Origin of the sequence: Guptibacillus spartinae, assembly GCF_028610625.1 — a bacterium.
In the GTDB taxonomy this organism is placed as follows: domain Bacteria; phylum Bacillota; class Bacilli; order Bacillales; family Guptibacillaceae; genus Guptibacillus; species Guptibacillus spartinae.
The window spans coordinates 104,875-126,947 of the sequence record NZ_JAQQWU010000004.1 but is presented as its reverse complement, the minus strand read 5'-3'; the positions used below and the strand labels follow the sequence as shown (position 1 = coordinate 126,947).

At 43.7% G+C, this 22,073-nt stretch carries 20 protein-coding genes; 2 read left to right on the top strand and 18 right to left on the bottom strand.

Annotated elements, in window-relative coordinates:
* Positions 1–11 precede the first annotated feature (11 nt).
* From spoIIR to prfA, 3 genes are all read right to left on the bottom strand, one after another.
* A complete protein-coding gene (spoIIR, locus tag PQ511_RS09630) occupies positions 12–620 on the bottom strand; it encodes a stage II sporulation protein R (protein WP_420541679.1) in 609 nt (202 codons plus the stop codon).
* Between the two features lie 93 nt (positions 621–713).
* Positions 714–1,559: a peptide chain release factor N(5)-glutamine methyltransferase gene (gene prmC, locus PQ511_RS09625; protein WP_273851819.1), complete on the bottom strand. Its 846-nt coding sequence runs from the start codon at positions 1,557–1,559 to the stop codon at positions 714–716.
* Positions 1,560–1,566: 7 nt separating this feature from the next.
* On the bottom strand, positions 1,567–2,637 hold the full coding sequence (gene prfA, locus PQ511_RS09620; protein WP_224881496.1) for a peptide chain release factor 1: 1,071 nt from the start codon (positions 2,635–2,637) through the stop codon (positions 1,567–1,569).
* Between the two features lie 139 nt (positions 2,638–2,776).
* Here prfA and PQ511_RS09615 point away from each other — a divergent pair, with 139 nt between their 5' ends.
* Entirely contained in the window at positions 2,777–4,111 is a 1,335-nt protein-coding gene (locus tag PQ511_RS09615) for a CoA-disulfide reductase (protein WP_273851679.1), read from the top strand.
* Positions 4,112–4,142: 31 nt separating this feature from the next.
* Here PQ511_RS09615 and PQ511_RS09610 read toward each other — a convergent pair whose 3' ends face one another.
* The 9 genes from PQ511_RS09610 to PQ511_RS09570 form a co-directional block, all read right to left on the bottom strand.
* Positions 4,143–4,517 carry a hypothetical protein gene (locus tag PQ511_RS09610; RefSeq protein ID WP_273851678.1) on the bottom strand — a complete coding sequence of 125 codons (375 nt, stop codon included), beginning with the start codon at positions 4,515–4,517 and terminating at the stop codon, positions 4,143–4,145.
* A gap of 126 nt (positions 4,518–4,643) precedes the next feature.
* Positions 4,644–5,261 (bottom strand): thymidine kinase, encoded by a 618-nt coding sequence (locus PQ511_RS09605; RefSeq protein WP_273851677.1) that lies wholly within the window; start codon positions 5,259–5,261, stop codon positions 4,644–4,646.
* Positions 5,262–5,532: 271 nt separating this feature from the next.
* The gene (rpmE, locus tag PQ511_RS09600; RefSeq protein ID WP_098445408.1) at positions 5,533–5,739 is read right to left on the bottom strand and encodes a 50S ribosomal protein L31; all 207 of its coding nucleotides are present in this window, start codon (positions 5,737–5,739) and stop codon (positions 5,533–5,535) included.
* A gap of 152 nt (positions 5,740–5,891) precedes the next feature.
* Entirely contained in the window at positions 5,892–7,157 is a 1,266-nt protein-coding gene (gene rho, locus PQ511_RS09595; protein WP_159786363.1) for a transcription termination factor Rho, read from the bottom strand.
* 463 nt (positions 7,158–7,620) lie between these two features.
* Positions 7,621–8,586 carry a class II fructose-bisphosphatase gene (gene glpX, locus PQ511_RS09590; protein WP_273851676.1) on the bottom strand — a complete coding sequence of 322 codons (966 nt, stop codon included), beginning with the start codon at positions 8,584–8,586 and terminating at the stop codon, positions 7,621–7,623.
* A gap of 94 nt (positions 8,587–8,680) precedes the next feature.
* Positions 8,681–9,970, bottom strand: a complete 1,290-nt coding sequence (gene murA / locus PQ511_RS09585) for a UDP-N-acetylglucosamine 1-carboxyvinyltransferase (RefSeq protein WP_273851675.1) — start codon at positions 9,968–9,970, stop codon at positions 8,681–8,683.
* A 108-nt stretch (positions 9,971–10,078) separates the two neighbouring features.
* Positions 10,079–10,732: a fructose-6-phosphate aldolase gene (fsa, locus tag PQ511_RS09580; protein WP_273851674.1), complete on the bottom strand. Its 654-nt coding sequence runs from the start codon at positions 10,730–10,732 to the stop codon at positions 10,079–10,081.
* Between the two features lie 184 nt (positions 10,733–10,916).
* Positions 10,917–11,780 (bottom strand): class II fructose-1,6-bisphosphate aldolase, encoded by an 864-nt coding sequence (fba, locus tag PQ511_RS09575; protein WP_224590886.1) that lies wholly within the window; start codon positions 11,778–11,780, stop codon positions 10,917–10,919.
* Between the two features lie 291 nt (positions 11,781–12,071).
* On the bottom strand, positions 12,072–12,440 hold the full coding sequence (locus PQ511_RS09570; RefSeq protein ID WP_224590888.1) for a response regulator: 369 nt from the start codon (positions 12,438–12,440) through the stop codon (positions 12,072–12,074).
* A gap of 237 nt (positions 12,441–12,677) precedes the next feature.
* Here PQ511_RS09570 and PQ511_RS09565 point away from each other — a divergent pair, with 237 nt between their 5' ends.
* Complete coding sequence (locus tag PQ511_RS09565) at positions 12,678–13,208, top strand: DUF2529 family protein (RefSeq protein ID WP_273851673.1); 531 nt, start codon at positions 12,678–12,680, stop codon at positions 13,206–13,208.
* 49 nt (positions 13,209–13,257) lie between these two features.
* Here PQ511_RS09565 and pyrG read toward each other — a convergent pair whose 3' ends face one another.
* From pyrG to PQ511_RS09535, 6 genes are all read right to left on the bottom strand, one after another.
* Positions 13,258–14,868, bottom strand: a complete 1,611-nt coding sequence (gene pyrG / locus PQ511_RS09560; protein ID WP_273851672.1) for a CTP synthase — start codon at positions 14,866–14,868, stop codon at positions 13,258–13,260.
* 317 nt (positions 14,869–15,185) lie between these two features.
* Positions 15,186–15,677 carry a DNA-directed RNA polymerase subunit delta gene (gene rpoE / locus PQ511_RS09555; RefSeq protein ID WP_273851671.1) on the bottom strand — a complete coding sequence of 164 codons (492 nt, stop codon included), beginning with the start codon at positions 15,675–15,677 and terminating at the stop codon, positions 15,186–15,188.
* Between the two features lie 261 nt (positions 15,678–15,938).
* Positions 15,939–19,199 carry a fused isobutyryl-CoA mutase/GTPase IcmF gene (gene icmF / locus PQ511_RS09550; protein ID WP_420541678.1) on the bottom strand — a complete coding sequence of 1,087 codons (3,261 nt, stop codon included), beginning with the start codon at positions 19,197–19,199 and terminating at the stop codon, positions 15,939–15,941.
* 13 nt (positions 19,200–19,212) lie between these two features.
* Positions 19,213–19,827, bottom strand: coding sequence for a TetR/AcrR family transcriptional regulator (locus tag PQ511_RS09545; RefSeq protein ID WP_273851817.1), 615 nt, complete (start codon positions 19,825–19,827; stop codon positions 19,213–19,215).
* 17 nt (positions 19,828–19,844) lie between these two features.
* Positions 19,845–20,807, bottom strand: coding sequence for a methylmalonyl Co-A mutase-associated GTPase MeaB (gene meaB / locus PQ511_RS09540; RefSeq protein WP_273851669.1), 963 nt, complete (start codon positions 20,805–20,807; stop codon positions 19,845–19,847).
* Positions 20,808–20,815: 8 nt separating this feature from the next.
* Positions 20,816–21,958 (bottom strand): acyl-CoA dehydrogenase, encoded by a 1,143-nt coding sequence (locus PQ511_RS09535; protein ID WP_273851668.1) that lies wholly within the window; start codon positions 21,956–21,958, stop codon positions 20,816–20,818.
* Positions 21,959–22,073 lie beyond the last annotated feature (115 nt).

The window sequence follows — 22,073 nt, the reverse complement described above, 5'->3', positions numbered from 1 at the left end:
GAATAGACCTGTTAGCTGAAAATTCCTTTCACCCAATCCACAATCGTATCAATGATTTTCACCAAGAAGAAATCGACTTCCACTTCTTCTGCTGGCTCTTCTTCCGGCGCATCGTCTGCCGCCTGAACGGCGTCCCCATTTGAGAAATCAAGGAAACAAAGAGGTGGGAATAAAACGCACCACCAGTTATCCCCAAGCCCTTCCCCAATTGTAATTAAAACGGCCTCGTAATCACCGGCAGGATAAACAAAGTCTCCATACAGCTTCGTTGGAAATGCGACTTCTCCGAATGAAACAGAAAATGATTCTTTGCTCCCGATTTGATTAAGCTCTTTTTCTACAATCGCTTCAATTTCGTTCAAATGACTTTTAATCACACGTCGCGACGCTTCGATAGAAGTTAAGTCAGCAACCCATGTATTAATTGATTTGTTCACTTCATCGCGAATGCTACGCTTTACAGTCTGGTCTTCCTCACTATTACTATTGGCTAAAATGCGAAGACGAATCGCTTCGTCTGGAATGATCTGCTGATTTGCTTTCACAATACCCGAACCTTGGAGACTTGTAGCAAGAATAAAAAATGAGATTAATAGATTAATAAGTCCTTTTTGATTCATCTTGTATCCCGTCCCTTCTAGCTCTCATTCTGGCCAGATTCATACGAATTAAACGTAGAACTGTTCACCAGAATGCGAGTAGAATCGACAGGGTTACGTCACAATGCCAAATACCATCCGTTCTTTTCCACTTATATCGTTTACAACTTCGACCTGAATGCTCTCCCCAAAAGAGGCTTCGAGCATCGCAGCAACCTTTCGCGCCTGCTTTTCGCCTACCTCAAATCCAATTAACCCTGGAGAAGCGATCAGCTTCGGTAGTCCTTCCGCAAGACGGCGATAAAGTTCGTAGCCATTTTCTCCCCCAACGAGCGCTTGAATCGGTTCATGATCACGCACTAACGGATCAAGCGTCGCATAGTCTTCTTCTGAAATATAAGGAGGATTTGATACGACAATATCGAGTTTTCGTCCTTCTAGCGGCTGAAGTAAATCACCGTGAAGAAATGAAATCGGCGCCTCTAACCGTTGCGCGTTTTCCTTCGCTACTTTAAGCGCATCCTCTGAAATGTCCACAGCAGTCACATCTTGGTTGTGAAGTTCGAGGGCAAGACTAATCGCAATGGCTCCGCTTCCCGTACCAATATCGGCGATCGTTGCTTTTGCTGGATCTGAAAATAGTGCTTTTGCTCGAGTAAGAATACCTTCCACAAGCTCTTCTGTTTCAGGTCTTGGCACAAGCACATAATGATTCACGCGAAATGTTCTCCCGTAGAACTCTTCTTTCTCAACGATATGCTGAACGGGAATGCCACGCGCATGCTCTTTTATTTTCGCTTCAAAACTTGGGAAATTCGGCATATCATCTTGCATTTGAAGCAAAAGCTCCGTTCTTGAAACATTTAACTCATGCTTGATTAGCCATTCTGCTGCCGATGCTTCACGTCCGTGCTTCTCTAAAAAAGAAGAAGCCCATTTAAGGGCTTCGAATACAGTCATCATAGGGTCACTCTCCAGCTTCCGCCATTAAGCGCGTTTGCTCTTCTGTAATAAGCGCATCAATGAACTCATCAAGCTTCCCTTGAAGGATCTGGTCAAGCTTCTGGATCGTCAGGTTAATTCTGTGATCCGTTACGCGGTTTTGTGGGAAGTTGTACGTGCGAATACGTTCAGAACGATCGCCAGTACCTACAGCTGATTTACGGTTATCGTCGTACTCTTTCTGTGCTTCCTGCTGGAACTTATCATACACACGAGCACGAAGAACCTTCATCGCTTTTTCTTTGTTCTTAATCTGAGACTTTTCATCCTGACACGAGACGACAACGCCTGTTGGCATATGCGTTAAACGAACCGCTGACATCGTTGTATTTACACTCTGTCCACCAGGTCCACTTGAAGTAAAGGTATCAACACGAATGTCTTTATCATGAATGTCAACTTCTACTTCTTCTGCTTCAGGAAGCACCGCAACGGTTGCCGTAGACGTATGAATACGACCGCCAGATTCTGTGGATGGAACGCGCTGAACACGGTGTGCACCGTTCTCGTACTTCATTTTTGAATAAGCGCCGGCACCGTTGATCATAAAGATAATCTCTTTAAAACCACCGAGCTCGGTTGAGCTTGATTCAATCACTTCAGACTTCCATCCTTGCATTTCAGCAAAACGGCTGTACATTTTGTACAAGTCACCGGCAAATAGAGCGGCTTCATCTCCACCCGCTGCTCCACGAACCTCAATAATAACGTTTTTGTCATCATTCGGGTCTTTGGGAAGAAGAAGCACTCGCAAGCGCTCTGCATACTCTTCTTCTTTAGGTGTAAGCTCGGAAAGTTCAGCTTTCACCATTTCGCGCATTTCTGCATCTTTTTCTTCCTCAAGCATCGCTTTCGCATCTTGAATGCCTTCGAGAATTTCCTTATATTCACGATACACCTGAACGGTTTCCTCAAGGCTTGCTTGCTCTTTGGAATATTCCCGGAGTTTCGTCGTGTCATTAATGACTTCTGGATCACTCAACAACTGATTTAACTTATCATAACGTTCTTCTACAATTTCTAAACGGTCTAACAAGATCTTTCACCTCGTTTTCGTTGCATAACATTCTAATTATAGTATAGGACATTTCGCAGGTCAAAAGCAAAAATAGCTTTAACATCATTTATTCAGGGTAAACTGGGAGTAGAACAATTAGGAAAGGGGCTGCTTATAGATGAAGTTTGTGATCATTGGTGGGGATGCGGCTGGTATGAGTGCAGCGATGCAAATTATTCGAAATGATGAGGAAGCGGAAGTTGTCACACTTGAGAAAGGGAATATTTACTCTTATGGACAATGTGGCTTGCCTTATGTCATAAGTGGAAAAATTGAATCCACTGATAACCTTATTGCCAGATCCGTGGACACTTTTCGAGAAAAGTATGGAATTGATGCCCGCGTGTACCACGAAGTAACAAACGTGGATACTGAAAAGAAACGGGTCAAAGGAATCCATTTAGAATCAGGTGAACACTTCATAGAAACTTACGACAAGCTACTCATAGCGACCGGGGTTAGTCCTGTTAAACCAGACTGGGAAGGAATCGACCTTGAAGGAATACATACATTAAAAACGATTCCTGATGCGGAGAAGGTGATCAGTGATCTAGATGACTCGGTTCAAAATGTAGCTGTCATTGGAGGCGGCTACATCGGACTTGAAATGGCGGAGACGTTCCGTGAACTTGGTAAAAATGTACGCATCATTGAACTAGGGCCACACCTTGCCAGCATTTTTGATGAAGACATGGCAAAGATGATTCATGATGAAGCCGAGCGAAACGAGGTGGCCGTTCATACAAACGAAGGTGTGCAATCATTTAAAGGGGACAAGCGCGTGAAAAAGATTGTAACAGATCAGGGAGAGTATGAGGCGGATCTCGTCCTCGTGTCTGTTGGGGTAAAGCCTAATACCGGTTTCCTTAAGGAATGTGGCCTTCACACCACTTCCAACGGGGCAATACAAGTAAACCGCTACATGGAAACGAGCAAGAAAGACGTTTACGCGGCTGGGGATTGCGCGACACATTATCATCGCGTCAAAGAACGTGATGATTTTGTTCCTCTCGGGACGACAGCTAATAAACAGGGGCGAATTGCTGGACTGAATATGGTGGGCCAACCAAACACATTTAAAGGAATTGTTGGGACTTCCGTTATTAAATTCTTCGGTCTAACACTTGGACGGACAGGCCTTTCAACAAGTGAAGCAGAAGAACTGAACTTACCGTTTGCTAGCTGCTCCACAGAGGCGACAGACATCGCTGGTTACTATCCTGAAGCACGTGAACTTTGTGTTAAAATCATTTTCAGAGAAGACAACGAACGCATTCTTGGCGGACAGTTCATTGGAAAGTATGGTGTAGATAAGCGCGTCGATGTCCTTGCTACTGCCCTCTATCACCAGATGACGCTTCATGACATCGAGGATCTCGATCTGGCGTACGCACCCCCTTATAATAGCGTCTGGGATCCGTTACAACAAGCAGCAAGACGAGCACAGCATTAATGAAAACAACCCTCTCATTGTTGAGAGGGTTTTATCTTGCTCGGACGTGAATTTTGTATCTTGGAACGGCTTGATAAATTTTAGCCGCTAGCGCCTTTTTCTGATTCGTTAATTCCGCTTCTTGTTTATTTGTGAACTTCACATTTACCCAAGCGTGATTTCCAGTAATTGAAACCATTCCAGCAACATAACCTTCTGATTCGACAACTTCTCGAATTTTATCCTGATCATCACTGATCGTGGGCTTATCCACACTCATATTTCGATAGGACTGTGGGTTTAAGTTAATATCCGTATTTAACTTTTGCCCTTCCCCCGCCTGTCCATTTGCTTCTGGTGGCTTAAGTGGAGAACAGGCTGACACAAGCAACACAAAGGCTAGCATCATCCAAATCATTCTTCTCATCAGATCGTCACCTCCTATGACTAAGGTGCCCAAATGAAGAAGGGAAGATTCAATATAGGATTTTCTTAACGGTTCTTCTATAAAGTCAGTGTTTTTAAAGCACAAAAAAAGCCCGGTTTCCCGGACTTACTTGGAGATTTCTTGTTCATGATTATCTCGTGCCGTTGGCTTACCTGGTACTTTATGACAATGACGGCAGCGAGGCTCATACGATTCTGATGCCCCAACAAGAATGATTGGATCTTCATAATGAGCAGGCTTACCATCAATAAGGCGCTGCGTACGACTAGCAGGAGAACCACACACGACACAGATCGCTTGAAGCTTTGTAACCGATTCAGCAACCGTTAAAAGCTTTGGAACCTGCCCAAATGCTTCGCCACGAAAATCTTGATCCAGTCCTGCTACGATTACTCGAACCCCTTCATCCGCAAGCTGCTGAGCGACATCCACAATACCCTCATCAAAAAATTGGACTTCGTCAACCGCAACCATATCCGTGTCTTCTGAAACGCGGTCCAAGATCGCCTGTGAATGATCAACAGGAACAGCGATGACGGACATTCCATTATGAGATACAACAGATTCTTCGCTATATCTGTTATCCACTTTTGGTTTAAACACCTGGACTTTTTGCTTGGCGTATGTCGCTCGTCTCACACGTCGAATTAATTCTTCAGACTTCCCAGAAAACATACTTCCGCAAACAACCTCAATCCAGCCGCTGTACTTCATAACATGCATTCAACCGCTTCTCCTTTCCTAGCATAAGCATAAAAAAATGACTGATCAGCGCAGTCCTTATTTTGCGTATACCTTCATCCTATTATTGATGGCAAGGGTGGTCACACTACCCACTCACCAATTTTCTAATTCAATATACTTACTTAATCAAAGTCATCCATTATAGGAAGAAACGGATGAACAAATCGTTTGCTAAACCGTTTCTTCCTACAAGTCGGCTTTCAACTGAGTTAAAAAACAGGCAAGAAGTAAAAACTTGCCTGTTCTATCATTAACCTTTTAGGTTGTATTTTTTTCTAAACTTATCTACGCGTCCACCAGCGTCATTAAACTTCTGACGTCCAGTATAGAATGGATGGCACTCAGAGCAAACCTCTACGCTCACGCCGTCCTGTTTTGTAGAACCAGTTTCGAATTCGTTACCGCAAGCACATCTTACCTTAATGGTTTCATAACCAGGATGAATCGCTTGTTTCATGAATTTCATCTCCTTCCGCCCTGATTCCTGAGGAACCAGAGTTAAATGAAGCTAAAAGGCAGCGCCTTTTAACTTCTGCACACATAGACGTATTATAGCAGGCTGTCTAAGACAATGCAATTGATCATCTTGTGACATACCTCTTGTCTAACCTACCTGGATGAACCGCTTTTTTCCTTCTCAAACAGATCAAAAAACTCGCGATTTTCTTTTGTTTTCTTAAGGCGTTTCAAGAAGTTATCGACAAATTCAAAGGAATCATCCATGCTCTTACGTATTGTCCATAGCATTTCAAGCTGTTCTTTCGGAAGAAGCAATTCTTCTTTACGCGTACCAGATCGGCGAATATCAATCGCAGGGAAGACGCGGCGTTCTGCAAGACGACGATCAAGATGAAGTTCCATGTTCCCTGTTCCTTTAAATTCTTCATAAATGACGTCATCCATACGCGAACCTGTTTCCACGAGCGCCGTCGCTAAGATCGTCAAGCTACCGCCTTCTTCAATGTTTCTCGCCGCACCAAAGAATCGCTTTGGTCGGTGGAAAGCTGCAGGATCAATACCACCAGAAAGGGTTCGTCCACTTGGAGGAATCACAAGGTTATAAGCACGAGCAAGACGAGTAATACTATCAAGAAGAATCACGACATCTTTTTTATGCTCCACTAAGCGCATGGCACGTTCGAGGACGAGCTCAGCTACTTTAATATGATTATCTGGTGTTTCATCAAACGTCGAGTGAACGACATCACCATCAACCGAACGCTCAATATCCGTCACTTCCTCAGGGCGCTCATCGATAAGAAGGACGATTAATTCTGTTTCAGGATGGTTTGTTGTAATGCTATTGGCAATTTCCTTCAAAAGCATTGTTTTCCCGGCTTTTGGCGGTGCTACGATCAGTCCACGTTGACCAAACCCAACCGGTGAAATCATATCGATAATTCGAGTAGAAAGGTTGCCTGATTTGTTCTCGAAATTCATTCGCTTCTCAGGATATAGCGGTGTTAATGCAGGGAAATGAACACGTTCTTTTGAAGAATCAGGATCTTCACCGTTTACTGCAGCTACGTGTAAGAGACCATAGTAACGTTCATTTTCTTTTGGAGGACGCACTTTACCTGAAACGCGATCTCCGTTACGTAAATCAAATCTGCGAATTTGAGAGGCCGAAATATAAATGTCCTCTGCGCTTGGCGAGTAGTTAATCGGTCGAAGGAAGCCAAATCCTTCCGATGAAATAATTTCAAGGATTCCTTCCATAAAAAGAAGCCCCGATTGCTCTGCCTGTGCTTTTAGAATGGCAAAAACAAGCTCTCGTTTGTTTAACTTACTATAATAAGAGACTTTGTACAGCCTTGCCTGTTCATAAAGCTCTTTTAATGTCATTTGTTCTAATTCTGATATATTTACTGCCATGTTGACACCACACTTTTTAAATGATTATGGGTTTTCCCCGACTGGATATGAAATAAGTGCAAGAAGATTCATATAAACAGGATGTAGGTCACCCGTTTTAGAAAAAAGAAAGAGAGAAAGAGTTTGTTGAGATCCTGTGAGAGGCTAGTATGTGATCCATTCAGGCATCTCTTAAGTGAGAGTAGAGGAAGTGCACAACGAAGGTGTTGCTTAACAATCGTTACTCTTATATACGTTTCTTTCATGATTTTTGGCTCATTTTCGTCATTATCAACAAGCGGAACGAGCGTCCACTAAGCGAATGACGACATTTGAGCCAAAAATCAACTTTTCTACTCAACGACGTTGAGCGAATAGTAATAGGAAATAATACAGCACCTTATAGTTTTACCAGATTCCTAAAAAATATTCAACATGAAATGAAGGATGCGGGGAAGAATAAGGTCCCTTTTGTGAACATTTTCTATCGGATCACGAGGTCAGGTTTCTTTTTCAAGCTGTGTTTCCCGTCGATAAAGCGAACGGTTCCAGACTTTGCTCGCATAACAACCGATTGGGTTGTCCCAGAGGTCCCCTGGAATCTGACTCCCTTTAGCAGTTCGCCATCAGTGACACCGGTTGCTGCAAAAATGGCATCTTCCCCTTTTACGAGGTCTTCCATATAAAGGACGCGCGAAACATCTTCAATACCCATTTCGTTACATCGCTTTAACTCTTCTTCGTTTTGAGGAAGAAGTTTTCCCTGGATTTCTCCACCGAGACATTTCAACGCAACGGCTGCAAGCACACCTTCAGGAGCACCACCGGATCCAAATAAAATATCAACGCCAGTGTCATCGAAAGCTGTGTTAATTGCCGCTGCCACATCCCCATCCGTAATCAGTTTAATTCTTGCACCTGCAGAGCGCACTTCTTCTATAATCTTTTCGTGACGTTCCCGATCCAATATGACCGCCACGCAATCTTCAATTTCTTTGCCTTTCGCTTCAGCAACGGCCTTCAGATTATCAAGTACAGAGGCGTTAATATCGATTTTGCCAACCGCTTTCGGCCCAACAGCAATTTTGTCCATATACATATCAGGGGCATGAAGCAGATTCCCATGATCTGCAACGGCTAATACGGCAAGTGCATTCCAAGTTCCCGCTGCTACAATATTCGTTCCTTCCAACGGATCGACGGCAACGTCTACGCGCGGACCATATCCGGTCCCCAGCTTTTCACCAATATAAAGCATTGGCGCTTCATCCATCTCGCCTTCCCCAATAACCACCGTTCCCTTCATCGGTACGGTGTCAAACACATCTCGCATCGCCGTTGTGGCTGCGTCATCTGCTTCTTCTTTCTTGCCTCTGCCCATCCAACGTGCTGAAGCTAGAGCCGCAGCTTCCGTTACTCTCACAAGTTCCATCGTTAAACTTCTTTCCATTATGCTTTCCTCCCCCGGGGTACACAACTTAAGTAAAACGCTTTCAAAAGTTAGCTAACAGAACGGCGGTTTTCACCGCCTTCTGCTTTTTACATTACGAACTTTCAACTTCCTTTAGTTCTTCTTGATCCAATTTCTCACGCCAAACCCGTGCTCCAAGGTTACTGAGCTTCTCTACGAGTCGCTCATAGCCGCGATCAATGTGTTCAAGGCCTGAGACTTCTGTTATCCCTTCAGCCATTAGACCAGCGACGACAAGGGCTGCACCGGCTCTTAGATCCGAAGCGCGCACCTTTGCTCCCTGGAGCTTAACGGCACCGTTAATAATCGCAGATCGTCCTTCAACCTTGACGTTTGCACCCATTCGACGAAGCTCATCAATATGTTTGAATCTCGCACCATAAATGGTATCCGTTACAATACTGCTTCCTTCAGCGTTTGTTAAAAGCGATGTAAATGGCTGCTGAAGATCGGTTGGAAAACCTGGATAGACGAGCGTTTTAAGATCAACGCCTTTCCAGCCTTCACGCGGAGAACGAATGTAAACTTGATCTTCATTCGTCTCAACTTGCACACCCATCTCACGAAGTTTCGCGATAAGCGATTCAAGGTGTTGAGAAATGACGTTATCAATCACAACTTCATCACCCATTGCAGCTGCCATAATCATGTACGTTCCTGCTTCAATGCGATCAGGAATGATGGAATGGTAACACCCTGTAAGCTCGTCCACCCCATCAATTCGAATAACATCGGTTCCAGCCCCTTTAATCTTGGCGCCCATACTTGATAAAAGTGTGGCAACATCAATAATCTCAGGTTCTTTGGCTGCATTTTCAATAACGGTACGGCCTTTCGCACGAACCGCTGCAAGCATAATGTTAATCGTCGCCCCAACGCTCACTACATCAAGATAAATGCGTGCGCCTTTCAGTTCATCTGCCCGAAGGTAAATCGCACCCTGTTCATTGGTTACTTTTGCGCCAAGCGCTTCAAAACCTTTAATATGCTGATCAATCGGACGTGGTCCAAGATTGCACCCGCCTGGTAGTCCAATAACCGCCTTGTTAAAACGACCTAACATTGCACCCATTAAGTAGTAGGAAGCCCGAAGCTTCTTTACTTTGCCATTCGGAAGCGGCATGGCAATCATATCCTGTGGATTTACAGTTAATGTATTTCCATTTAGCTCAGCTTGTCCCCCGATTTCTTCAAGCAAATCACGGAGAATTCCAACGTCAGAAATGTTTGGCAAGTGATCAATAGTGACAGTGGAATCTGCTAGAATAGCCGCCGGGATTAATGCAACCGCACTATTCTTGGCACCGCTCACCTGAACGGTTCCACTTAAGCGGTGGCCTCCAGCGATCATCAACTTTTCCATAACGGTCTCCCTTCTTCGTCCGCATCGTATTCATGTTTCTCATTCTGTCTTGACACATTATAAGAATAGTATGGGCAAAAACAGGAAGTTCATGCCAATTTTGTATGACTATTTATTTGCTTTCTTCGCTTCTTCCCAGTCTGCAAGGAATTGATCGATTCCTTTATCTGTTAGAGGATGCTCGAGCATTTGTAGAACAACCTTAAGTGGCATTGTGCCAATATCAGCACCACGAAGCGCCGCTTCCGTTACGTGCATTGGGTGACGGATTGATGCTGCAATAATTTCAGTTTCAATCCCATGGACTGCGAATAGCTCAGAGATTTCAGAAATAAGATCAAGACCGTTCTGACCGATATCATCAAGACGCCCAAGGAATGGTGATACATAAGATGCGCCAGCACGAGCTGCAAGCAATGCTTGATTTGCAGAGAACACAAGCGTTACGTTTGTTTTAATACCAGCTTCAGAGAATGCTTTTACAGCTTTCATGCCTTCACGGTTCATCGGAACTTTTACCGTAATGTTCGGAGCGATTTCAGCAAGCTGTTTTCCTTCTTCAATCATTTCCTCAGCAGTTGTTGATACTACTTCAGCACTAACTGATCCGGATACTAGGCTAGTAATTTCACGAAGACGATCATGAAAATCAACGTTTTCTTTCATCACAAGGGATGGATTTGTCGTTACTCCAGAAACGATGCCCATATCGTGTGCTTCTTTGATGTCATTTAAGTTAGCGGAATCTATGAAAATTTTCATTATGTTCGTCCTCCTTTGAATTTAGAAAGCGGTTACGAGAAAAAGTTTAACATATTTTGATTACGTTAGCTGATTTGATTGTAAATAAATGAAAAAAATAGTTGTAGCGGTTGGGGGATAGTAAAAATGGAAATCAGAAACCGCTCAGGTTGAGCGGTTTCTGATTATCCAATCTTTAAGAAGATTATGCTTTGTTTGAAGAACCAAATTCACGCATTTTGCCAATTACTGTTTCTTTAATTGCATCGCGTGCAGGTCCCATGTATTTACGAGGATCGTATAGATCTGGCTTTTCTTCAAGTACAGAACGAACTGCTTTAGCAGAAGAAAGTTGGCTCTCAGTGTTCACGTTGATTTTAGCATGTCCAAATTTGATCGCTTTTTTAACGTCAGCAGTTGGAATACCAGTACCACCGTGAAGTACTAGAGGAACACCAGTCATTTTGCTGATTGTTTCCATTCGGTCGAATCCTAGGTTAGGCTCGCCTTTGTAAGGGCCGTGTACAGAACCAAGTGCAGGAGCGAAGCAATCTACACCAGTTTCGTTGATCAGGCGCTCACACTCTTCAGGAATCGCGTATGCCGCTTCAGCATCGTCAACGATTAGATCGTCTTCTTGTCCGCCAATGCGTCCAAGCTCAGCTTCAACAGAAACACCAACTGCGTGTGCAGCTTCTACTACTTTTGTAGTAAGAGCGATGTTTTCGTCTAGTGGGTAGTGAGAACCATCAATCATAACTGAAGTGAATCCAGCGTTGATTGCTTGCATACACTTCTCGAAGCTAGAGCCGTGGTCAAGGTGAATCGCAACTGGTACTGTAACCTTGTACTCTTCCATAAGAGCTTCAACAAGCTTAACGATTGTTTTGAATCCGCCCATGTAACGAGCAGCACCTTCAGAAACACCAAGGATTACTGGTGATTGTTCTTCTTGTGCAGCTTGTAGGATTGCTTGAGTAAACTCAAGGTTGTTAAGGTTAAATTGGCCAACTGCGTAGCCTTCTGCTTTACCTTTTTCGAGCATTTCTTTCATAGAAACTAAAGGCATGATAAATCCTCCTCAATCTAATTTAAAATTGCCAGGTCTGACCTGGAACATCTTAATAACGAATACCTGTTATTGAAGCATGCAGATGCATCCAGAAAAAACTGTCTTCTTCAAGATGGCACAAACACGAAGTTTTTATGTATGCCACTGCCTAAGAATTTTCTGCTGATCTGAATTGAATTCCTCTACAATTTCTCCAAAAACACGGTTCTATTATAGCATATCACTTCTATAAAAGAAGGGGAAAAAGCTTGATTTAATAGGATTTATTCATGTAAGCGTTACCTTTGTTTATGTAAGCGATGCTAATTCTTTTTTGACCGCTGCTCGAATCTCATCAATGTCAAAAGGCTTCGCAAAATGAGTCACAGCTCCAAGGTCCATTGCTTCATGAATCATGTCCAATTCACCGTAAGCCGTCATAATAATGACAAGTGCTCTTGCTTCCATTTTTTTAATTCGCTTTAGGATTTCAAGGCCATCCATTCCGGGAATTTTCATATCGAGAATAACTAAGTCGGGATCCTCACTTTTTACGATAGAAAGTGCTTGAACGCCGTTTGCTGCTTGGAACGTTTGATACCCTTCTTTTTGGAAGATTTCATTTAGAAGGATACGAATGCCGTATTGATCGTCTACGATTAAGATTTTTTCATTCATATGTGAGCACCTACTTTTCCGTTAGTCTTATGTTTAAGTTCGCTTAAAGATCGCGAATCCCTTCCTGATTATACATTGAGGACTGATATTCGCAAGTGTTAGCCAGTTTCGTTATAATAGGAACGCCATTGTGCACATGTGATGATAATGTCGATCTTGAAGATTCATCTATCTATACCCAACTTTAGACAACATTTCAACCTTAAAGATTTAAAATAAATGAAAGGACGTGATCAAATGCTTAAAATTTTTACCACGCAGCTGATGGGCAAGTTCAAGGGAATTCAAGATCATCATGAGATGGTGATTGAAGATAGTTCACGTTTGTTCGCTCAAGTTATTACAGGGGGAGGGACTGTTTATTTTTATGGAGAGAACGAACTTCAAGGAGCGGCTCTTGAAGCTGTCTATGGCTCTGAAAAGCTACCTTCAAGCGCAATCCTCCATGATCCTGCCGATTTAACAGAAAATGATTGTGTACTGTTATTTTCAAGGCTAAGCGAAGACAGAGCAGCAGCCGAACATGCAAAAACGTTTAAAGCAGCTGGGGCGAAAGTGGTTGGTATTTCTGCTACGCGAAAAGAAGCAGACCCTCTCCTTGAACAAACATCAGATTTTCATATTAATACCGGGCTAACGACGGGGCTCGTTCCAAACGATGATGGAGAACGCATTGGCTACCCTTCTCTTCTCACTTCGTTATACGTCTATCACGCTCTCTATTTAACAACTCGCGAAATATTAGAAGAGCATGGATACGAATTTTAAACCCAGACAAAAAGACATCCTTTTCCACAGAAAAGGATGTCTTTTTAAATTAGCTATTAGCCATAGAAGCGCCGATAAATTCTTTAAATAACGGCTGTGGACGCGTTGGGCGAGAAGTGAATTCAGGATGGAATTGTGATGCCACAAACCATGGATGATCCTTTACTTCAACGACTTCAACAAGTCGACCATCAGGGCTTGTACCAGAGAAGATAAAGCCTGCTTCTTCCATTTCCGCACGGTACTGGTTACTGAATTCATAACGGTGACGATGACGCTCATAGACAACTTCATCGTTATAAGCCGCATAAGCTTTTGTTCCTTCTGTCAGTTTACAAGGGTAAAGACCAAGACGAAGCGTGCCACCAAGATCTTCCACGTCCTTCTGTTCAGGAAGTAGGTCAATGACAGGGTATTTCGTTGTTGGCTTAATTTCAGCTGAATGCGCACCTTCAAGGTTAAGCACGTTACGAGCAAATTCAACAGAAGCAAGCTGCATACCGAGACAAATTCCTAGGAAAGGTACTTTGTTTTCACGCGCATACTGAATCGCTGTGATCTTTCCTTCGATTCCGCGATCGCCGAATCCACCAGGAACAAGAATGCCATCCACATCAGAAAGAAGTTCTTCTACGTTTTCCTGCGTTACTGATTCAGAGTTCACCCACTTAATGTCGATGTCTGCATCAAATGCGTAACCAGCATGCTTGAGAGATTCTACTACCGAAATGTAAGCATCTTGGAGAGCAACATATTTCCCAACAAGGGCAATTCTCGTTTTTCTTGAAAGGTTTTGAACCTTATCAACAAGTTCGTTCCACTCGTCCATGTCCGCTTCCTGACAGTTTAGCTTCAGGTGCTGACAAGTAATTTCGTCAAGCTTCTGTGCTTGAAGAGCAAGAGGTACTTTATAAAGCGTATCGGCATCCTGTGCTTCAATAACGGCGTGTTCATCAATGTCACAGAATAGCGCAATCTTATCCTTCATTTCTTGTGGCACAGGCTGCTCCGCACGTACAACGATGACGTTAGGCTGAATACCAAGGCTGCGAAGTTCTTTCACACTATGTTGCGTTGGCTTTGTTTTCATTTCACCTGCTGCTTTTAGATAAGGAAGAAGCGTACAGTGAATGTACATCACGTTTTCCTTACCGATATCGCTCTTGATTTGGCGAATTGCTTCAAGGAATGGAAGACTTTCGATATCGCCGACCGTTCCACCGATTTCAGTAATTACTACGTCAGCGTTTGTTTCATTTCCAGCACGGAAAATACGCTCTTTGATTTCATTCGTAATGTGCGGAATAACTTGAACCGTTCCACCAAGATAGTCACCGCGACGCTCTTTACGAAGAACAGTTGAGTATACTTTCCCTGTTGTGACGTTCGAGTTTTTTGAAAGGTTGATATCGATAAAACGCTCGTAGTGACCAAGGTCAAGATCGGTTTCTGCGCCATCATCTGTGACAAATACCTCTCCGTGTTGATAAGGGCTCATTGTCCCTGGGTCCACGTTAATGTATGGGTCAAACTTCTGAATCGTTACGCTCACACCGCGGTTTTTCAAAAGACGTCCTAGTGAAGCTGCTGTTATTCCTTTACCAAGTGACGAAACTACGCCGCCTGTTACGAAGATATACTTCTTATGTTTTGCTGTCATCTTTCTGCCCCCTCATGGTTTGTATTCTGCCCTTTTAGAAAGGGAGAGGATTCATCTGAAACGAGAGATTTTATTTTTTTCATAAAATCTTTGCAGATGGTTACAATTTTCTTATCTTAAACGGAAGGTCCACTCGCATTGGCTAAATGCCAACTTCTCAATAGGAGTATAAAAACAAAAAAACAAAAGTGGCACCTGTCCCATAAATGGGGGGCACTTTTGTTTTTATATCGTATCTATAAATTAGTTTAGTATTTTGGTGAAGCCCAAAAATGATTCTACCGATTTCGCTACTGAAAGTCAAGAAGCGACAGAAATTATTTCTCTTCTTCTTCGTCGTCTTCCAAATCGTCATCATCGTCATCGTCGAGGTCTTCATCCAAATCTTCTGTATCATCATCGAATTCGTCGTCATCAAAATCTTCAAGATCATCGACTTCAAGGTCTTCAAGATCCTCTTCGTCATCTTCGTCGAAACCAAGCTCATCATCGTCCTGAGACTTCTTGCGTTTCTTCGGCTTGATCGTTGTTGCAAGCTCTTCTTGTGACTGTTCAACTGGATACCAGCCCTTTAGACCCCACTGGTTGTCTCCAAGCGTTACAAAGCGACCATCTGTGTTCAGGTTTGTATAAACTTCTGCAAGCATTTCTTGAAGCTCTTCCGAAGATAGTCCTTTCATCTTTCCGATCTGATCCATCAGTGTATAGAAAGAAACGGGTTTCTTCTCGTCCTGCAGGATGAAATACATAATATCAATCATGGATGTTTCTTGAATGTCGTCAGCAGACAACTGCTTTAAGCTATTCACGATATCGGCACTCCCTTTCAATTATCTCTATGAATAATAGCTGTTCATGTAAAACTAGCTTTTCGCTAAGCGATCCTAATGCAAAACATACCATTCATTATAAACAAAATTACACAATCTATGCTACGATTTTCAAACAAATCTATTGAAATAATAAGGATTGATCCTTCCTTTGGCTATCGCTTTCGAACGAAAAGGAGGAAGGGAAGTCCTTCCTCCTACAATAATATGAACGCTTGCATTTGACAAGTTCTTTACTGTTTACATATTTCGACGGTATTTTCCGCCCACCTCATAAAGCGCTCTCGTAATCTGACCAAGACTCGCAACCTTCACTGTTTCCATTAACTCTTCGAAAATATTACCCTTACTTAAAGCAGCACGCTTCAAGCGATTAAGCGCTTCTTGGGTCTTTTCTGAATGCGTTTTCTGGAACTGGTTTAAGTTTGTAATTTGCTGTTCCTTTTCTTCCTTACTCGCTCGCGCAAGCTCCATGTTCCACTCTTCTTCCGCCGGTGGATTTGGATTCTTATACGTATTCACTCCAACAATCGGAAGCTCACCGCTGTGCTTTAACATTTCATAGTGCATGGATTCTTCTTGAATTTTACCACGCTGATACTGCGTTTCCATCGCACCTAACACGCCACCACGCGCGTTAATTTTCTCAAATTCGCTAAGAACAGCTTCTTCTACAAGATCGGTTAACTCTTCGATAATGAAAGAACCTTGTAGTGGATTTTCATTTTTCGTAAGTCCATGCTCTTTCGTAATAATCATTTGAATCGCCATTGCTCGTCGAACGGATTCCTCCGTTGGCGTTGTCACTGCTTCATCATACGCATTCGTGTGAAGCGAGTTGCAGTTATCATGAATCGCCATCAATCCTTGTAGTGTGGTGCGAATATCGTTAAAGTCCATCTCTTGCGCATGCAGTGATCGACCTGACGTTTGAACGTGATACTTTAACTTCTGACTACGCGCATTGGCACCATACTTCTCTCGCATCACAGTCGCCCAAATTCGGCGCGCCACTCTTCCTATCACCGTATATTCCGGGTCCAGACCATTACTAAAGAAGAACGATAGATTCGGCGCAAATTTATCGATGTCCATACCGCGGCTTAAATAGTACTCCACATACGTAAACCCATTTGCAAGCGTGAATGCCAGCTGCGAGATCGGATTGGCACCAGCTTCAGCAATATGGTAACCCGAAATCGAAACTGAATAGTAGTTACGTACGTTTTCACGAATAAAGTACTCCTGAATATCTCCCATCATTCGTAGCGCAAATTCCGTGGAGAAAATACACGTATTTTGACCCTGATCTTCTTTTAAAATGTCGGCTTGAACCGTTCCACGAACGGTACTTAGTGTCCTTGCCTTTATTTCCGCAAGCTCCTGCTCATTTGCTTTACGGCCTTCTTTTTCTTCAAACCGCTGTGTTTGCTGCTCAATCGCCGTGTTCATAAACATGGCTAGAATAATTGGAGCCGGGCCGTTAATCGTCATTGAAACAGAGGTTGATGGTGCACATAAATCAAAGCCTGCATAAAGCTTTTTCATATCATCAAGCGTACAAATGCTTACGCCACTCTCGCCAACTTTTCCATAGATGTCAGGTCGATAGTCTGGATCTTCTCCGTACAGCGTAACCGAATCAAATGCCGTGCTTAAACGCTTCGCATCTTCGTTCTCCGAAAGATAGTGGAAACGGCGGTTTGTGCGCTCCGGCGTTCCTTCGCCAGCGAATTGACGCTTCGGATCTTCACCCTTGCGTTTAAAAGGAAAAACTCCGGCTGTATAGGGGAAGGATCCTGGAACGTTCTCTTTTAATACCCAGCGAACAATTTCTCCCCAGTCCTCATACTTCGGAAGCGAGACTTTCGGAATATCCAGACCAGACAGACTTTTCGTAGTCAGCTCTGTTACGATTTCCTTCTCTCGAATCACCGTCACAAATTCTTTTCCGCTATACTTCTCCCTCACTTCAGGCCAGTTTTCAATAATTTTTCGCGTTTCTCCATGCATATCATCCATGTTTTGCTTTTTCATTTTCGATAGCATGTCGATTGTCTCATCATTGTCCGCACCCTCAAGCATTTCAATCGTGCCTTGTAGCTGAAATGCTTTTCGCGCAAGCTGAACCTGTTTGTCAACATATTCATGATAGCGACGCACAGAGCCGGAAATATCCTGTAAATATTGCTGACGCTGCGGTGGAATAATTAAATTCAGCTTTTCAACAATGTCACTCGTTTCAATGTTCGTTGCCCAGTCATTGCGACATTTGCGATGAATCGTATCGATAAGTGCCTTAAAGAGCGTATTGGTCCCCGGGTCATTAAATTGACTGGCAATCGTGCCATATACCGGCATTTGATTAAGATCCTGTTCAAAAAGCATATGACTACGCTGGTATTGTTTCTTCACGTCACGCAAGGCGTCTTCAGAACCTTTTCGCTCGTATTTATTAATCACTATTAAATCAGCAAAATCGATCATATCAATTTTCTCAAGCTGTGAAGGCGCGCCGAATTCACTTGTCATCACATACATGGAAACATCGGAAATTTCAACGATCTCGGCATCCCCCTGGCCGATTCCGCTCGTTTCAATAATGATCAAATCATATCCAGCAGCCTTTACGACGGTTAACGCTTCGCGAATGGAAAGGGAAAGCTCTGTTTTTGATTTACGCGTTGCAAGGCTTCTCATAAAGACGCGATCATTATGGATCGCATTCATACGAATTCTGTCACCAAGCAGAGCGCCGCCTGTCTTTTGTTTTGTCGGATCAATTGACAGGATGGCTACCGTTTTATCATCAAATTCATTAATAAAACGTCGCACTAATTCATCTGTTAAAGAACTCTTCCCTGCTCCTCCCGTTCCCGTAATTCCAAGAACAGGTGTATCCGTGGCCATATCTTTCAACTTATCGAAGACTTGCTCAGCTGCGGCTGCCGTTTCTTCTGTCCGTTCTCCTCCATAGCTTTCAGCAAGCGTAATAAGACTCGAAACAGCCTGCGGATCGCGCTCATGCAAGCGATCAATCTGGTTATCAATTTGTTTAAACGTCGGGAAATCACATTCCTTCATCATCAAGTCAATCATGCCTTGAAGCCCAAGGTCGCTGCCATCGTCCGGAGAGAAAATGCGAGAGATTCCGTAAGCGTGAAGTTCCTTAATCTCTTTCGGAATGATCACACCGCCACCACCGCCGTAGATCTTGACGTGAGAAGCCCCCTTTTCCTTCAAAAGGTCATACATATATTTAAAATACTCCACGTGCCCGCCCTGGTAAGAGGAGATCGCAATTCCCTGCGCATCTTCCTGAATCGCAGCATTCACAACCTCCTCAACAGAGCGATTATGTCCAAGATGGATCACTTCTGCGCCACTTGCCTGTAAAATACGACGCATAATATTAATAGATGCATCGTGACCGTCAAACAAACTTGAAGCGGTTACAAAACGAACATGATTCACCGGTTTATATGTTTCAACTACACTCACTGCTGTTCCTCCTCTATCCATTTTTGGCTTCAATCGGATTTAAAGCCTGCATTAAGAACCCTTCTTGCATCTTGGTGTATTCTTCTATTGAATAATGCGAATGCAATGCCCACCGCCTAAAGGTCCACATCTGTCCTTGTACAAGGATGTTATGCGCAACACCGTAGATTTCGTCTTCTGTAAGGTGCATTTTACCTTCGTTGACACACTCTTCAATCAGCCGCTCAAAAATTTCTGCCATGCCTAGTTCTTTTTTTAAAACGTATGGTAGCGTTTCTCGGGGAAGTGACTTGGCTTCCTGGTACATGACAAGCACTTCATCCTGCATATCATCCATCACATGATAAAACGCATGAAGGGCCTGCCTCAGCCGTTCGATACCTGTTATATTAGGCTTAAGCTGCTCCTCAAGCCGCTCACGAACTTCGTCATAAATACTATCGCAAACGAGATAAAGCACATCTTCTTTTTTTCGAATGTATTCATAAAGCGTTCCAATGCTAAACCCGGCGACCCGGGCGATCTCTCTCGTTGTCGTCCGATGAAATCCTTTTTCCTTAAAAAGAGAGACCGCTGCTTTAATCATTTGTTCGCGCCGTTTCTGGATTAGCTTCTCATCTTTCACCATCGAAGGAACGTTTTTCTTCACCTTCCCATCCCCTTCCTCTCAAAGCCACCCGCATAATCCTGAAGTAACTTCACTGCAGCGGAGTAAGGGTCAATTGAGCCGCTTGTTACTTCTTCAACCCACCCTTTCTCCTCGGCCTCCTCACGCTCCACAAGCTTCTTCATCATTTCAGCATGTACAACCTCAATCACTTCTCGTTCAAGTGATGTCTTGCGTCTCGCATCGCGCTCACCAGACGCCTTACTGTATTCGAAATGCTCCTGCATTCGTTTCCACACATTCTCAAGGCCCAGGTTCTGAACAGAGATCGCCTTCACGATCGGTGGACGCCATGGTGCATCGTGTTTTACAAGGTCAAGCATGCTTTCAAGCTCAGCAAGTAGCTTCGGGACACCTGGCAAGTCTGCTTTATTGACGATAAAAAGATCCGCAATTTCCATAATGCCAGCTTTAAAGACTTGCACAACATCCCCACTACCAGGGTTCAGAACGACCGCAATCGTATCCGCGATCTTCATAATATCAAGCTCCGATTGTCCAACCCCAACCGTTTCGATCAAAATCACATCAAATCCAAAAGCATCCATTAACCGAACCGTTTCTTTCGTCGTTCGAGAAAGCCCCCCAAGGCTACCTCGTGTTCCCATGCTTCGAATGAAAACACCAGAGTCAGTAAAATGCTCCGCCATCCTGACGCGATCTCCCAGGAGAGCACCCCCACTAAACGGACTCGTTGGGTCAACCGCAACGACGCCAACGGTAAGGTTTAACTTTCTAAGGTGCGTAATCAGCCTGTTAACGAGTGAGCTTTTCCCAGCCCCTGGTGATCCAGTCATCCCAATATAATGGGCCCGCCCTGTCATTGGATGGATATCTTTTAGCAATTCCAGTTTGTCTTCAGCATCATTTTCAACTAGACTAATGGCTTTTGCGAGCGCTCGCTCATCCTGATTTGAAAGTCGTTCTGCGAGTGGATGCATAGCGCTTCTTAGTCAGCCATCAGCATTCTTGAAATAACAAGACGCTGAATTTCATTTGTACCTTCATAGATTTGCGTAATTTTCGCATCACGCATATAGCGCTCAACCGGATAATCCTTCGTATAGCCATAGCCACCAAACACTTGCACCGCTTCTGTTGTTACTTCCATCGAAATATCACCAGCGTAAAGCTTCGACATCGCCGATTCCTTTCCGTACGGAAGACCCTGACTTTCTTTCCATGCCGCCTGATACGTTAGTAGTCTTGCAGCTTCAATTTTCGTTGCCATATCGGCAAGTTTAAATCCAATGCCTTGATTTTCGCCGATCGGCTTTCCAAACTGCTTGCGCTCTTTCGCATACGCCGTTGCCGCATCAAGCGCACCCTGCGCAATCCCAACAGCTTGAGCTGCGATGCCGTTCCGACCTCCATCAAGCGTCTTCATCGCAATTTTAAAGCCCTGCCCTTCTTCACCAAGACGGTTTTCAACTGGTACACGGCAATCTTCAAAAATAATTTCTAGCGTTGGAGAGGAGCGAATGCCGAGCTTTTTCTCTTTTTTACCCATAGAGAAACCTGGCGTTCCTTTTTCAACGATAAAGGCCGTAATTCCTTTGTGACGCTTTTCTTTATCTGTTTGAGCAAACACGATATAAATCTCCGCTTCGCCGCCGTTTGTTATGAAAATTTTTGAACCGTTTAGAATGTAGTGATCGCCATCAAGCTTCGCTGTCGTTTTCATACCACCAGCGTCAGAACCTGATCCTGGTTCTGTGAGACCATAAGCTCCCATTAGCTTGCCTTCTGCCATCGGACGAAGGAATTTTTGCTTTTGCTCTTCTGTACCAAAAGCATTTAGCGGCCAGCCTGCAAGAGACGTGTGCGCCGAAAGCGTTACGCCTGTCGAGGCACATACGCGAGAAAGTTCTTCCACTGCAATGACATAGCTTAAGTAATCGGAACCAATGCCGCCGTACTCTTCAGACCATGGAATGCCGGTTAAGCCAAGCTCGGCCATTTGATCAAACAGTTTGCGATCAAAGCGCTCTTCTTCGTCACGCTCAGCTGCTGTTGGTTCGACTTCTTTTCTCGCAAAGTCACGCACCATTTTTCGTAGCATTTCATGTTCTTCTGATAGTTGAAAGTTCATCCTGTTTCTCTCCCTTTTTGGTGGTTTGGACAATAAAAATTGATTTTGGCCAATATATTTCGAATTTGGCCAATAAAAATGAAGTTTGGCCAATATATCCGGAATTTGGCCAATA